The organism is Paenibacillus sp. 8b26 (genome assembly GCF_050626875.1).
Taxonomy (GTDB): Bacteria; Bacillota; Bacilli; order Paenibacillales; family Paenibacillaceae; genus Paenibacillus.
This window is the reverse complement of the sequence record NZ_CP192445.1, coordinates 4,600,646-4,614,528: the sequence shown is the minus strand read 5'-3', so window position 1 is coordinate 4,614,528 and position 13,883 is coordinate 4,600,646. Positions and strand designations below refer to the sequence as shown.

Below are 13,883 nucleotides of genomic sequence, written 5' to 3'. Positions count from 1 at the left end.
ACATGCATACTGTAGATCATGATACCGCTAATAAAAGATTTCTTATTCGAGATAACGGCGGCATTGCTGCGGTGATGACGTATGTAATCTCAAGTCCGGAGCTTTACATTATTGATCACACTTTGGTCGAAAATGCTTACCGAGGACAAGGGCTTGGCGATAAGCTGGTCAAAGCTATGGTGGAATACGCGCGGGAAAACGGTATTAAGATTTTACCCTTATGCCCGTTTGCCAAGGGACGATTCGAACGTCTCTCCGAATACGCGGATGTTCTCCATAAATAATCGCTAATAATATAATGATGACAATAATAAGAGAAGAGCCTGAGGGTACGAGATTTCTTCGTCCCTCTCAGGCTCTTCTCTTATCTGTCAATCGATCCCCGTACTGTCAGAAGAAAATAAAGTATCGTTGAGATGTTCTCCATGACTGTGCCGAATAAATATGAATTCCATTTTCCGTTCTCTACCGTCTGTAAAAGTATACCTTTATAGGCTAACATAATTTCTACACAAGCTAGCCCCGGAAGAATCTCATCTTTCGTCGTGCATAACATGCCAGAACACTTACTGGTCACATTCAAAGAACGCCCCCTTCCCACTCGGATTATTATCGTATGTTTCCAAGTTTTGAGGTGGGCGTACAGTAAAAAATAGCCTTGGCCGACTAACGGCCAAGGCTATTTGCATACGAGCGAATCGGAGCCGATTCGTGATTAGTGACCTATCATCATCGCGGGGTCCGGATTATCCTCGCCAGCGGTTCCGTCTTCTTCCTGCTGCTTCGGTTTATGCAGAAGGAGCGACAGTGCGACACCTGCGGTCACGATGCATACGGACAGGAAGAACGTGTCGCCACAACCCGCGACGACGGCACTCAGTGGATTCGCGTCCGCTCCCGCGCTTGCGGCGTGGGAAGTGATTTGCGACGTCACTTCCGATCCGTCAATATGGCGCTTTCTCGTACAAATCCGCAGGCAATGCCTGCACGAACGGCGACCAATCGCCCGTCGTGTAAAGATGAAGCCGGTGCATGGCCCGCGTACACGCCGTATAAAGAAGTTTGCGTTCGTTGTCCCGGCCGTAAGCTTCGGACGAAGCATCATAGACCAAGACTGCATCGAACTCGACACCTTTAGCGAGATACACGGGAATGACCATCACTGCTTTTTCAAAGTCTGACGTCTCCTTCGTAATGAGCTGCAGAGCTTCGCCTCCATGAATCCGTAACGATTCATAGGCCTCACGACTTTCGGCTGCGGTCTTCGTAATGACGGCGATGGAATCGAAGCCCTCGACCCTGAGCGCCGCAATGTCTGCCAGAATTTGCACATCACGCTTCTCCCCGCCGTCCAGTCTCGTGAGAAGTGTTTTTGGGCCTCCCCTTTCAAACGGAGCAATTTCTTCCCCGCCTGGAAGCATCGATTTCGTAAATTCAACAATCTCTTTGGTTGAACGATAACTGCGTACAAGGCAGACAAAGCTTGTTTCAGCTTCGCCGAAAAGGCGGACCAGCGGCGAATCGGATGCGTCCAGACTTGTGGCCTGCATGAAGATCGCTTGCCCGAAATCGCCGAGCACTGTCATCCGGGCACGGGGAAACAGCTTTTTTAAATATTCATATTGAAACGGCGAATAATCCTGACCCTCATCAACGAAGACATACCGAATTTCCGTGTTCGTCCGGACGCCTTCGATCAGTTCTTTTAGATACAAATACGGAGTCGCATCCTCGTAGAATAACTCGCTCCGGAGCAGCGCTTCCTTGGTTTGCCTGCATATTTCAGGCCACAGCGGGGGGATGACGGCCCCATTCGTTTTCTCTCGATAAGCAGCTTCGTCGACAAACAATTGGCCATATATGCCTTTGATATCTACAAACGAGAGTTTCTTCACGATTTTCCTTAGCGGTTTAAAGCTTTCTTTCACGATCCTGCGGCGGAGCAGATCTTCCTCTCTCCGGGCGAAGTCAAAGTCACCTTCATCTTCCCGGCGCTTATTGTTTATTTTCTCGCGAACTACGGCGTATTGTTCCGCAACGTCGAAGACTTCCTTCTCTTTATGCAGCATTCCGAAGACTTCCGCGTACTGCTCGGTGTCGAGATAATTCAACTCTTCCTCTACCCAAAGCGCGTCCCGTTCCATGCGTTCCAGCGAGGCCAGTTCATTCAGCAGCCATTCTTGCAAGAGAACGACACGATTGAACAACGGCAGTGAACGGTCATAACCGTAAAATTTCGCTCTCATTCGCTCCGCGGTAATCAAATCGCGGTCCCGAAACCGAATACCGTAGAATCGCATGCCTTCCCGTCCCAACCACATTCCATAGTTCTGCAGGGCTTGCAGGAAAGCCTCGGAAGCTTTGTACTCGATCCCCTGAAGACGAGCCTCATATCCCGGTGCTCCTTGTGCGGTCAGTACGTATTCGATCTGATCAAAGGGATCCTCCGGCCGTAACGAGGAACCTGACCAATAGTCGAGATATTCTTGAAAAGTCGCCTGCTGCATATTCTCTTCACCAAGCTCCGGAAGGACGGTGGAGATATAACTGGCAAACATCGGATTCGGTGAGAAAAGAACGATCTGATCGGCCCTGATCGTCTGGCGGTGTTTGTAGAGCAAGTACGCCACCCGCTGCAAAGCCGCGGAAGTCTTACCACTGCCGGCCGCCCCCTGTACGATAAGCATCCGGCTTTTGTCATTGCGGATGATGGCGTTTTGTTCCTTCTGAATGGTTGCCACGATACTCTTCATTTGCGAGTCTGCACCTTTGCCGAGCACTTGCTGCAGCAATTCATCTCCGATCGTTTCGCTCGCGTTAAACATGTTGCGGATTTGCCCGTTTTGAATCTGAAACTGCCGTTTGAGCTCCATCGTCCCATCGATTCGCCCGCCCGGCGTGACATAAGACGCTCGGCCGGGGGAGTAGTCGTAGTACAGGCTCGCGATTGGCGTACGCCAGTCATAGATCAGAAAGCTCAACCCGTCTTCGTCGACGAAGGAAGATACGCCGATATAGATCTGCTCGCTGAGATCCAGGCCATCCTCCTTAAAGTCGATGCGTCCGAAATAAGGAGACGGGAGCAGACGGTTCATGCTTTTCCATTGCTGCGTCAACAGCTTGTGGCCGCGCTCCCGTTCGGCCAACACCGCCGACTGCTGGTTAATCGTGTAGAAGGTCTCTTCAAAATCTTCATGGGTGCTTGTGTTGATCGTAACATCTTCCCAAAACCGCTTGCGGATGTCCGCAGCCTGATCGCGTAGTCCGGCAACCTCCGGCTCCAGTTCGGCGATTCTCGCCTGCAGCTTGTTCCTGACCCGTTCCAGCCGCTCCTGTTCCTGCTGCCAATCCTTCGTTTCCTTCATCTCTCCTTGAACACACTCCTTTTTCCGTTTTCTGGGACAAAAAAGAGCATTGACAAATCAAAGTTCCAGATGTACAATTAAATTAGGAATAAAATTGGATTTACTTTTACTTTTAAATTCGTCAATGGCGCTATCGATTATATCATAGCGTTTATTTGTGTTCAATTTATTTTTTTGTTGTTACCCCCGGCAGTGCTGAACACTGACCCGGATTGTGGACTGTTTAAACAAACCACCGCGAAGTAACTCCCGTTAGTTCAATAAAAAAGATGCTCCCGCGCCTTCGCTTGGGCTACATCCTCCTCATTATATTCCATTTCCAATTATTAATTGAAGTGCATGCGCGAGTAGCATGTATTGCTTTGAAAAGAGCATTGTCCTAATCTAAGCACTACTGGATTTAATTATTTTGGTTTTTGGTCCCCCACTCACATAACCCTTCCAAAACGGGTAATAGTGTTTCCGCTTTATCTGTGAGACTGTACTCGACTTTAGGGGGAACTTGAGGATACTCTTTCCGATTCACCAGACCATCCGCTTCCAATTCTTTTAGCTGTGAACTTAATGTTTTATAAGTAATAGCTCCTATCTGTCTTTTCAGATCGTTAAAGCGAACCGGTTGGTTTTCTGCCAGGAGGTAAATAATAACCATTTTCCATTTACCACCAATAACTGACACGGTATAACCAAAAGGTGTATCTTGAATATTTTTAACTTTACCTTTAAATTCAGCCATACTCATATTTACACTATCCTTTCGGGTAGTACCTATCAAAAAAGTGCGTACTACGTTTTTATTTGTGTTCAGTTTATACTGACCTTACTTTTGAAGTAAAGGAGAGAAAAACATGACTAAAAAAACAATACGCCTGTTAATGCCACAATGGCAAGGGGGAAACAATTCTAACTACTCTTTTGGAGCCGAACTGCTTGCTTGGCTAGCTCCGGACAATGATCAACCCCTTATTCATGTTCCAGTGCAAGCTTATGATGGAACTCCGCTTGAAAACGAGAACGGTATGAATGGGAGAAAACAGCTACTTGAACAATTAGAGGCTGCCCAGCATATCATTGACGCTCATAAGCCAGATCGCATTGTAATGTTTGGTGGTGACTGCTTGGTTGAACAAGCCCCTTTTGCCTATTTAAACGAACGATACGGCGGGGAATTAGGTTTAATTTGGATCGATGCTCACAGTGATTTAGTTCGATATGTGGGCTATGATAACGGACATACATTACCGCTCGGGAATCTGTTGGGAGAAGGAGATGAGGAGTTCGCAAAACATGTGAAAATCCCTCTGAAACCAGAAAATGTATTTATCGCGGGATTAGCTGTTCCTACAGAGCAAGAAATAGAAGTGATTTCAGAAGCGTTTCAAAGACTAGGTATAGCTCCAACAGAACCAGACACAGAGGTGATTCAAAGACTAGGGATTAGAACTGCAGGAACCCAAGAGTTAACGAACAGTACTGAATCTATAAGAGAGTGGGTTAAAGAAAGTGGCATCAAGCACCTGGCTATTCATCTTGATTTAGATGTGCTTGACCCCAAGGCATTTCGTTCTTTATTATTCGCCAACCCTGAAGCACCTTATAATTATTCTCCTGCAGGAACCATGCAAATGCCTCAACTACTTCATCTGATTAAAGAACTATCTGAAGAAACCGATGTAGTTGGCTTGGGTATAACGGAGCATATGCCATGGGATTCTATTAACTTGAAGAATCTGCTTGGAGAAATACCTATTTTAAATAAGTAAATTGACTATAGAGTAAAATCCACACCCCGAATCTCGGATGATTATATTATATGTCTAAAATTCGGGGTACGGTTCACTTAAGTGGTCGCTCGCTCAACTAAATTGAACTCCAAAGGATGTAATTCTTCATGAAGCCCCTCAAGGGCATTTCGAATCATAATGAATGCATTTTCCGCTTGCTTGTCAATCGGGTAATGAATGGTGGTTAAATCAAGCAAATGCGAAATTTCGGTATTATCAAAGCCCACCACTGCAACATCACTCGGTACAGAAACACCAAGCCTACGTGCTTCGGTCAAAAGACCTGCAGCCAAATAATCGGTAGAACAAGCGAAAGCATCCGGCTTGTGGGGTTGTTCTCCCCACCAGTGAGCAATTTGTTCACCCGCTTCTATTGAATTCAAGTCATAAAAATGCGGAAAGGCCTCAGCGTCCAGATCATATTTTTTGCAAAAATCATGATAGGCCCGAATGCGCTCCTTCGTATTCAACCCCCTCATGTTCCCATACACATTCACAATGCTGCGATAGCCTCTGGCATACAGATGCTCCAGCGCAAGCATGTACCCCTGATACTGATCCATAAATACGGACGGAATCGTCTCGATGTTCACCCGCTGCCACGTCACAATTGGGCCATATTTGGTGTAGTGCTCAATCACACTCCACTCATTGACACGAATCATGCAAACCAAAGCATCCAGTTGCTTTCTCCGCAGCATTTCCAGTGCTTCCAGCTCCCGATCCTTTACTCCATTCGTAATGAACAGCGCTATATTAAAGCCATGCTCCTGAGCATACGTTGTAAAGCCACGCACAAATAAACCCAATGAATCATTAAAAGAAATTGAAATAATTCCTATGAGCTTGGTCATGCCCTTTTTTAAAGATACCGCATTTAAATTAGGAACGTAATCCAGTCGGTCTATGACCTCCTGCACACGCTGTCTTGTCGGTTCACTTACGTACGGATGGTTATTAATGACACGGGACACCGTAGCCGAGGATACACCCGCGAGCTTTGCAATTTCATGAATATTCGCCACATTTCTCACCTCGTTCTTTCTATTTTAGCATGTTCGTGGTCCCGGCCTCTGATTGTCACCCTTTCAAAATAAGTTTTTTAAAAACGCTTGACCTGTAATGCATTACAGGGATTACAGTGAAATAGAAGCTTGAGAAAGCGGTTTAAAAAACATACTCAGGAGGCACTAACCATGAAAAAAGGCTTAAAGATTGCAACCATTGGCGGAGGCTCCAGCTATACACCAGAATTAGTAGAAGGCTTCATCAAACGTTATGAAGAGCTTCCCATTCGGGAATTGTGGCTGGTAGACATTGAAGCAGGACGCGAAAAGCTGGAGATCGTGGGAGCCATGGCCAAACGAATGGTGAAGGCTGCAGGCATCGATTGTGAAGTACACTTGACGCTGGATCGCCGGAAAGCCTTGAAGGATGCCGATTTTGTAACAACACAGTTTCGGGTAGGCTTGCTCGAAGCCCGGATTAAGGATGAAAGTATTCCGTTAAAACACGGTATGATCGGTCAGGAAACCAATGGTGCCGGCGGGATGTTCAAAGCCTTTCGTACCATTCCCATTATCCTTAGTATCGTCGAAGATATGAAAGAACTGTGTCCAAATGCGTGGTTGATTAATTTTACCAATCCTGCAGGTATGGTCACCGAAGCGGTGCTTCGTTATGGTCAATGGGACAAAGTCATCGGATTATGTAATGTTCCAATCGGCGCGATCAAGAGTGCATCGGCTGTGCTGGACAAACCAGAAGAAGAGCTGTTCTTTAAATTTGCAGGAATTAACCACCTTCACTGGCATAAAGTATATGACAAAACAGGGGCCGAATTAACGGAGCAAGTGATTGAAGGACTGTACGCGCCCGGCGCAAAACCGGAAAAGGTCGTTGAAAATATTAGAAACATGCGTTTCCTCTATGATCAGGTTCGTCAATTGAAAATGCTGCCTTGCCCTTACCATCGGTATTACTACATGACAGACAACATGCTGAAGGAAGAATTAGAGGAAGCCAAAAACGAAGGAACTCGGGGTCAAGTCGTCAAACGTCTCGAAGAAAGCCTGTTTGAACTGTATAAAGATCCGAATCTGGATTACAAACCAGAGGAATTATCCAAACGTGGCGGTGCCCATTACAGCGATGCAGCCTGTGAAATTATTAATTCGATCTATAACAACAAAGGCACACTGATGGTTGTCAGTACACGTAATAATGGAGCGATTGATGATGTCCCTTATGACAGCGCGATTGAAATTACCAGTGTGATTCGTGCACATGGTGCTGAACCCGTGAACTTCGGCAAATTCCCGCCTGCACAGCGCGGCTTGCTGCAAGTGATGAAGGCCATGGAAGAATTGACGATTGAAGCGGCGGTCACTGGTGACTACGCAACAGCGCTGCAAGCCTTCACCCTGAATCCGCTCGTTCCAAGCGGTGACATTGCTCAAACCGTGTTGGATGAATTGCTGGAAGCACATAAAGAGCATTTGCCGCAATTTTTTGCCAATAAGGCGAAGGCGACAGTGTAAATTAATAAAACATGCTGTCCGTACCGGACATATGAAAAAAACGGTCGTCTCCCTCCGTTTCGGATGGGATCACGACCGTTTTTTATTTAGCATCCACGTAGAATGTAGATGAACCTGCTGCTATACGTCGTAGGAGGGGGATACTCTCCCTGCGGTTAAGACTGCGAAGTTTATGCTAACGATGCTTATGCTCCGACGTCCAGGGGGTTCTCATCCCACTGGAACACAAAAAAGCTCCCTTATGGAAGCTTCTCTGTTATACGTCCCAGGAGGGATTCGAACCCCCGACCGACGGCTTAGAAGGCCGTTGCTCTATCCAGCTGAGCTACTGGGACAAAATGGTATTCGTTGGAACCTTATGTATTCAGTGCATTGATTATTATATCATATTTTTGCTAACTGTCAAAAGCATTTTTTTATCGTACAGTAAACAGGCTGCAAAAGGAATCATTTGGACGCTGACGGGGTATTATGTACAAAAGGCCATGCTACGAAGGAGGTATATAATCCGTGAGAGGTCTATTGTCATCCCTTTGTTATTTCAGTATTTTTTTCGCCCCTTTTCTGTTGCCCGTCATTGTATGGATTGCGGTACGGGACGAGTATGTTCGGGGACATGCAAAAAAGGCTATTTTATCGCACATTTTCCCTATTATCGCGGCGATTCCGCTATTGTATTTTATTGCAACGGCGAATCATGCAGGTTCTGTAATCGGGTTTGTGCTGCTATTCGCTGTGGTCTATCTCGGGGTATTTGTTTACAACATCTACAAAGGTATCATGACGCTCCGTGAAGCCGCATAAATCTGAAGAAGAAGCCTCCTGCATTCCACGAGTTAAGCGGGATACGGAGGCTTCTTTAACCATTTTTGATGGACAAATTTATTTATTACCGAAACGTCTAGGACTTTTTGGCACTTCATGCCTTACGTTTTTCTCAAGCACTTCTTCCGCAAATTCATTGTTATGAATATAACTGCTGCCTTTGTTCTTCTTATACTTCGCTTTGCCGTCTATGATTTCCCCCTCCTTTCACGCTGATCCCGCAGTGGCGCTGGAGCCCAAATCAACAAAAGCCGAGGCATGGCGCATCCTATTCTCATACGCCGAACTCCTTGGCAAATTCCGTGCTGAGCTGCCCATAGGAAAGTAACTCCCTTTTAAACTTTTCTCGTTCTTCCCCAGCCGTAATGTGTGTGGAGTCGGTAAAAGCCTTGTCCGTCACTTCCTCAAACGCGGAATGCAGATTATTATCGTACCAATCCAGCGCCAAATCGGCGTCATTACGAATGATGCGTACCACGTCATAACCTTCCTGACGATCCTGCTGATTGGTGGCGGTGATGTAGACCAGCAGTTCCGGGTCATCTGCCGCACCGGGTCGCACCTCTACCTCAGCGCAGCGCACTCCGTCAAGTTCGGTGAAGCGGCGTATTTTAGCATCCTTGATGTAGTACATTTGCCTTCCTCCTTCCTTGCGAATACACGGGTTGCCCCATTTGTAGTTTTCGGAACGGACAGACATTTTATGCTCCTTTTCGGCATATATACTGATGAACTGGGGATTTAGTTTTTGTTTCATCCCAACACTGGATGAACACGACAAAGAGAGGATGAACAGACATGTGCGGAATTACTGGTTTCATACAGTGGAACGGAGACCTAATGCATCAATCGGAGCTGCTGCTCAATATGACGCAAACGCTCTCCGATCGCGGACCGGATGCTGCAGGCACCTGGATATCCAACCCGTGTGCCTTCGGACACAGAAGACTGAGCGTCATGGACCCGGAAAACGGTGCCCAACCCATGATCCGGCAGCTTGAGGATATCACTTATACGATTGTATATAACGGGGAAATATATAACGCGCCTGAGCTAAAAAAAGAGCTGCAACAGCGAGGGCATTTTTTCCGGACACAATGCGACACAGAGGTATTACTCGAAGCCTACATGGAGTGGGGCCCGGATTGTGTGGATCGGCTGAACGGCATTTTTGCCTTTGCGGTCTGGGACAGTGAGCGAGAGCAGGTGTTTCTGGCACGCGATCGGCTGGGGGTTAAGCCGTTATTTTACAGCCAAACCGGAGATGTATTCGTATTTGGCTCGGAACCCAAAGCGCTGCTCCAGCATCCTGCGGTAGAAGCCGCAGTCGACGCCGAGGGCTTGGCTGAAATTTTTATTATCGGGCCTGCACGCACCCCCGGACACGGCGTCTATTCGTCCATGAAGGAGTTACGCCCCGGACATACGCTCACGTACAGCCGCGACGGTGTGCGCATTCAAGCCTACTGGAAGCTGGAAAGCTTTGCGCATGAGGATAACACCGAAGAAACAGCGCTCAAGGTACGCGAGCTGTTGCTGGATACGGTGGAGCGGCAACTGATTTCAGACGTTCCGGTATGCACTTTGCTGTCGGGCGGTCTGGATTCAAGCGCACTGTCCGCGCTGGCTGTCGATTATTACAAGCGTACCGGACAGGGACAAGTTCATACGTATTCGGTCGATTATGTGGATAACGACAAGCATTTTAAAGCCCATGCGTTCCAGCCCGGAGCCGATGCTCCCTGGATTCAGCGGATGGTCGATGAGTTAGGCACGAACCACCACTGGATCGAATTCGATACACCCGAGGTCGTAGCAGCGCTGAACAACTCCACGCTAACGCGGGATTTGCCCGGTATGGCGGATGTGGATTCGTCGCTGTATCTCTTTTGCCGGGAGATTAAAAAAGGAGCCACTGTCGCCATTTCCGGCGAAGCGGCGGATGAAGTGTTTGGCGGATATCCATGGTTTCATCGTGAGGAAATGCTCAATTCGGGTACGTTCCCGTGGGCAGTCGCTCCCGATATGAGAGCCAGTCTGCTGTCTCCCGAGGTGCGGGACTGGATCAAGCCCTTGGAGTATTTGAACGACCGATACTCGGAAGCGGTAGGAGAAGTGCCGAAGCTGCCGGGGGAAACAGGTAAAGCTGCGCAAATGCGCGTCATGTCCTATCTGAACATCACCCGCTTTATGCCTACTCTGCTGGACCGTAAGGATCGGATGAGTATGGGAGCCGGACTGGAAGTGAGGGTGCCGTATTGCGACCATCGACTGGTGCAGTATGTATGGAACATCCCGTGGAGTATTAAAATGACGGGCGGACGTGAAAAAGGTATTTTGCGCAAGGCGCTGGAAGGTGTACTGCCGGATGATGTGCTGTATCGCAAAAAAAGCCCGTATCCCAAAACGCATAATCCTTCCTATCTTGCTGCTGTGAAAAAGCAGGCGCTGGATCTATTGGATGATTCCTCCTCCCCACTGCTCAAGCTGATTGATGCCCAAAAAGTACGGGATATCGCGGCCTCACCGGAGGCATCTACTAATTTGCCCTGGTTCGGTCAACTGATGTCGGGTCCGCAGTTGTTTGCCTACTTGGCCCAAGTGGATAACTGGTTGCGCACTTACAAGGTAGCGATTCGGTAAGGATTAGCCAATAGCTAAAGTAGCAGGCTTCGAGGCAAAGAACGGTTATTAGTTCGTGGTGTACGGGAAATAGCGACGGAAAATAGTGAAAGTCAAAAGGCTATCCGCAGCTCATGGCTAGCGGATAGCCTTTTGATCGTTATGTGTCTGGCCTGTTACTTATATCAAGCTATGCCTGTGGATTCCCCAGCTTTTTCGCCAAGTCCCGCAATGCTACACCACGGTGGCTAATGGCTTGCTTTTGTTCCAGCGTCAGTTCGGCCATCGTCTTTTCAAACTCCGGCAAATAAAACAACGGATCATAGCCAAATCCCCCGCTGCCTGCGGTTTCCGTTGTAATCCAGCCCTCCACGGAGCCTGTCGATTCCAGCGTCTCGCCAGTCTGCGGATTATACAGAATCAAGGTACAGACGAATTGAGCCGGGCTTAGCAAAGGCTGTCCGGTATCATCACCAAGCTGCTTCGATTCCAGAACGTCGAGCAGCTTGATATTGTTTTCGTGATCGCTAGCGCCTTCCCCAGCATAACGGGCCGAGTATACGCCTGGCGCTCCGTCCAGCAAATCTACGCACAGGCCGGAATCATCAGCCAGCACAGGCAATCCGAGCACATCTCCGACTGCTTTGGCCTTTTTCAATGCATTCTCGGCAAAGGTTTTACCATCCTCAACGACATCAGGAATATCGGGGTAGTCGTACATGCTTTTGACTTCCTTGCCAAACGGAGCAAAGGCATGTGCGAACTCCCGCACTTTCCCTTTATTCTTCGTAGCGACAATAACAACCGGACCCTCCAACAGCATCAGGCCCCAGCCCCCGCACGTCCTGCTCCGATCTTGTCTGCAATCGGTCCGAGCACCTCTTTTTGACGCTCGATCATTTGCAGAATTCCTTGTTCACCCAAGCTGAGCAGTTGATCCAGCTCATGACGGTCGAACGGACTTTCTTCACCCGTACCTTGCAGCTCGACATACTTGCCGCCACCCGTCATCACGAGGTTCATGTCTACCTTGGCCTTCGAATCCTCTTCATAGTTCAGATCCAGTAGCGCCTTGCCACCAACAACCCCCACGCTGACGGATGCCAGAAAATCAGTAATTGGAAAAACAGGCAGCTTGTGCTGGACTGCAATTTTATTTACAGCAATCGCCAGCGCTACGAAAGAACCGGTAATTGAGGTCGTGCGTGTGCCGCCATCCGCCTGAATCACGTCACAGTCGAGCGTAATTGTCCGCTCACCCAGCGCCTGCAAATTCACAACCGAACGCAGCGCTCTTCCGATCAGACGTTGAATTTCCATCGTCCGGCCTGTCAGCTTCCCACGTGCAGCTTCTCGCTGATTACGCGTATGGGTCGCCCTCGGAAGCATGGAATACTCTGCCGTTACCCAGCCCTTTCCTTGTCCCTTCATAAAGGGTGGAACGCGTTCTTCCACGGTAGCCGTACAGATGACTTTCGTCTCGCCAACCTCTATAAAAACAGAGCCCTCCGCATACTTATTTACTCCTGCTGTCAATTTCATTGGGCGCAGCTCATCACCGTTTCGTCCGTTAGATCTACTCATGCTTTTTCCTCCTACGTCGTATGCAACCTGTTCTTATACATTTATTCTACCAAAGTGTGCAGGCAAAAGCACCCCAAGGACGATTCGCCGCCCTTAAAGAGGAATTTCGTTAATATGCTGCGGCTTGGCTACAGGCTCTCCATAATTCTGATTATTTTGTCCAATCACGCTTTTTTCACCGTTCAGCTCAATTCGAATTTTAGTTTTAACCGCATCCTCTGAATTGTCTGCCGCCGTCAGCACGACCGATTCCAGAAACTCGGCAGGCACCGCTTCTCCCTTGGCAAACATGTCATCCGAGAGCGATACCGTAATCACGTTATCCTTGGAGCGTTCCACGGATTTCAGAGCCGTCTCCCCTGTCATGACTTCCTGTAGTCCGTCCTGGGTCTGCGGCCCCTGGATCAATTGATGCAGCGCGGACTGAACACGATCTTTTTCCGGGCTGACCAGCCGTGTTACAGGCACATAATATTGAACTCCGGCAGGAGAAGATGATGAAAAATATACTGTGACCGGACTGGAATCCAGCGGCGTTACACCATGACCAACCTCCAGGTTAATGCCTACTGCACGAGTCAGCGGATGATCCAGCGGTGTGCCGCCAACAGGCATTTCGCTCAGCTTTTTGCCATCCACCCAGATTTGTACACTTTGAATGTCGGGACGGTCAGTCAGGGTCCAGGTCAAGCTCTCCATTAATTTGCGTTCTTCCTGTGGCTTGTAGCTACCAAACGATTTGTTGAATTCGACGACTGCCAGCTTGTTCTTCTTGTCCACCGTCACACTCTTCACTTCCGTACCTTGTGGCAACACGCCCTTAAAGCCTTCTGGCAATAACCCGGCATACGGTCCGCCCTCAACCAGCGTTTCCAGCGCCGACTTGGCATCCGCCTGCACATCACCTGTAGCAATCGGCAAAGATACCGGAGCCAGTAGACCGTTATGATCCTGTAAAAATACAGCTCTCAACTGTCCGATGCTGACGGGAGCTTTTCCTGTCACCGCCTTAATCATGGACTGCTCCGTCGTGGATGGCGGGGGATCAATAGATGCCGATTCATTGCCGAAAAGACTGCATCCGGACAACAACAACGGCAGGGACAGCAGCCCTACTACAGACGTTACGCGCAATGGATGTTTTATGTTCATAAATGAAGTTC

At 48.4% G+C, this 13,883-nt stretch carries 12 protein-coding genes and 1 tRNA gene; 5 read left to right on the top strand and 8 right to left on the bottom strand.

Features of this window, described 5'->3' with window-relative positions; all coding sequences use genetic code 11:
- The first annotated feature begins 2 nt into the window (after positions 1-2).
- Positions 3-284 (top strand): GNAT family N-acetyltransferase, encoded by a 282-nt coding sequence (locus tag ACQ4MX_RS21510; protein WP_014277667.1) that lies wholly within the window; start codon positions 3-5, stop codon positions 282-284.
- Positions 285-944: 660 nt separating this feature from the next.
- Here ACQ4MX_RS21510 and helD read toward each other — a convergent pair.
- A complete protein-coding gene (gene helD / locus ACQ4MX_RS21505) occupies positions 945-3,365 on the bottom strand; it encodes an RNA polymerase recycling motor HelD (RefSeq protein ID WP_431087218.1) in 2,421 nt (806 codons plus the stop codon).
- 400 nt (positions 3,366-3,765) lie between these two features.
- Positions 3,766-4,107: a winged helix-turn-helix transcriptional regulator gene (locus ACQ4MX_RS21500; RefSeq protein ID WP_014277680.1), complete on the bottom strand. Its 342-nt coding sequence runs from the start codon at positions 4,105-4,107 to the stop codon at positions 3,766-3,768.
- 106 nt (positions 4,108-4,213) lie between these two features.
- Between ACQ4MX_RS21500 and ACQ4MX_RS21495 the strand changes: the two genes are divergently transcribed.
- The gene (locus tag ACQ4MX_RS21495) at positions 4,214-5,128 is read left to right on the top strand and encodes an arginase family protein (protein ID WP_431087215.1); all 915 of its coding nucleotides are present in this window, start codon (positions 4,214-4,216) and stop codon (positions 5,126-5,128) included.
- A 77-nt stretch (positions 5,129-5,205) separates the two neighbouring features.
- On the opposite strand, the gene ACQ4MX_RS21490 is transcribed toward ACQ4MX_RS21495, so the two are convergent.
- Positions 5,206-6,174, bottom strand: coding sequence for a LacI family DNA-binding transcriptional regulator (locus tag ACQ4MX_RS21490; protein ID WP_431087213.1), 969 nt, complete (start codon positions 6,172-6,174; stop codon positions 5,206-5,208).
- Between the two features lie 171 nt (positions 6,175-6,345).
- Between ACQ4MX_RS21490 and ACQ4MX_RS21485 the strand changes: the two genes are divergently transcribed.
- Positions 6,346-7,689 carry a 6-phospho-beta-glucosidase gene (locus tag ACQ4MX_RS21485; protein WP_431087211.1) on the top strand — a complete coding sequence of 448 codons (1,344 nt, stop codon included), beginning with the start codon at positions 6,346-6,348 and terminating at the stop codon, positions 7,687-7,689.
- A gap of 261 nt (positions 7,690-7,950) precedes the next feature.
- Here the strand turns inward: ACQ4MX_RS21485 and ACQ4MX_RS21480 are convergent.
- A tRNA-Arg gene (locus tag ACQ4MX_RS21480) sits at positions 7,951-8,024 on the bottom strand.
- Between the two features lie 175 nt (positions 8,025-8,199).
- Between ACQ4MX_RS21480 and ACQ4MX_RS21475 the strand changes: the two genes are divergently transcribed.
- Complete coding sequence (locus ACQ4MX_RS21475; protein ID WP_431087209.1) at positions 8,200-8,493, top strand: DUF4870 domain-containing protein; 294 nt, start codon at positions 8,200-8,202, stop codon at positions 8,491-8,493.
- Positions 8,494-8,788: 295 nt separating this feature from the next.
- Here the strand turns inward: ACQ4MX_RS21475 and ACQ4MX_RS21470 are convergent, their stop codons facing one another.
- Positions 8,789-9,148, bottom strand: coding sequence for a hypothetical protein (locus tag ACQ4MX_RS21470; protein ID WP_025683645.1), 360 nt, complete (start codon positions 9,146-9,148; stop codon positions 8,789-8,791).
- Positions 9,149-9,312: 164 nt separating this feature from the next.
- On the opposite strand from ACQ4MX_RS21470, the gene asnB reads away from it, so the two are divergent.
- Positions 9,313-11,157, top strand: coding sequence for an asparagine synthase (glutamine-hydrolyzing) (gene asnB, locus ACQ4MX_RS21465; RefSeq protein WP_431087207.1), 1,845 nt, complete (start codon positions 9,313-9,315; stop codon positions 11,155-11,157).
- Between the two features lie 169 nt (positions 11,158-11,326).
- Here the strand turns inward: asnB and ACQ4MX_RS21460 are convergent, their stop codons facing one another.
- The 3 genes from ACQ4MX_RS21460 to ACQ4MX_RS21450 all read right to left on the bottom strand — a co-directional run bounded on the left by ACQ4MX_RS21460 (position 11,327) and on the right by ACQ4MX_RS21450 (position 13,872).
- On the bottom strand, positions 11,327-11,959 hold the full coding sequence (locus tag ACQ4MX_RS21460) for an XTP/dITP diphosphatase (protein WP_044648295.1): 633 nt from the start codon (positions 11,957-11,959) through the stop codon (positions 11,327-11,329).
- A complete protein-coding gene (gene rph / locus ACQ4MX_RS21455) occupies positions 11,959-12,720 on the bottom strand; it encodes a ribonuclease PH (RefSeq protein WP_134912982.1) in 762 nt (253 codons plus the stop codon). The genes ACQ4MX_RS21460 and rph overlap by 1 nt, the downstream gene beginning before the upstream one ends.
- 93 nt (positions 12,721-12,813) lie before the next feature.
- Positions 12,814-13,872, bottom strand: a complete 1,059-nt coding sequence (locus tag ACQ4MX_RS21450; protein WP_431087205.1) for a GerMN domain-containing protein — start codon at positions 13,870-13,872, stop codon at positions 12,814-12,816.
- Positions 13,873-13,883: the final 11 nt, after the last annotated feature.

Bases quoted from the DNA above. Each gene is read 5' to 3' on its own strand.
- ACQ4MX_RS21460 (WP_044648295.1), bottom strand. From the start codon at position 11,959: ATGCTGTTGGAGGGTCCGGTTGTTATTGTCGCTACGAAGAATAAAGGG.
- ACQ4MX_RS21510 (WP_014277667.1), top strand. From the start codon at position 3: ATGCATACTGTAGATCATGATACCGCTAATAAAAGATTTCTTATTCGA.
- ACQ4MX_RS21500 (WP_014277680.1), bottom strand. From the start codon at position 4,107: ATGAGTATGGCTGAATTTAAAGGTAAAGTTAAAAATATTCAAGATACA.
- ACQ4MX_RS21470 (WP_025683645.1), bottom strand. From the start codon at position 9,148: ATGTACTACATCAAGGATGCTAAAATACGCCGCTTCACCGAACTTGAC.
- rph (WP_134912982.1), bottom strand. From the start codon at position 12,720: ATGAGTAGATCTAACGGACGAAACGGTGATGAGCTGCGCCCAATGAAA.
- ACQ4MX_RS21485 (WP_431087211.1), top strand. From the start codon at position 6,346: ATGAAAAAAGGCTTAAAGATTGCAACCATTGGCGGAGGCTCCAGCTAT.
- asnB (WP_431087207.1), top strand. From the start codon at position 9,313: ATGTGCGGAATTACTGGTTTCATACAGTGGAACGGAGACCTAATGCAT.
- helD (WP_431087218.1), bottom strand. From the start codon at position 3,365: ATGAAGGAAACGAAGGATTGGCAGCAGGAACAGGAGCGGCTGGAACGG.
- ACQ4MX_RS21450 (WP_431087205.1), bottom strand. From the start codon at position 13,872: ATGAACATAAAACATCCATTGCGCGTAACGTCTGTAGTAGGGCTGCTG.
- ACQ4MX_RS21495 (WP_431087215.1), top strand. From the start codon at position 4,214: ATGACTAAAAAAACAATACGCCTGTTAATGCCACAATGGCAAGGGGGA.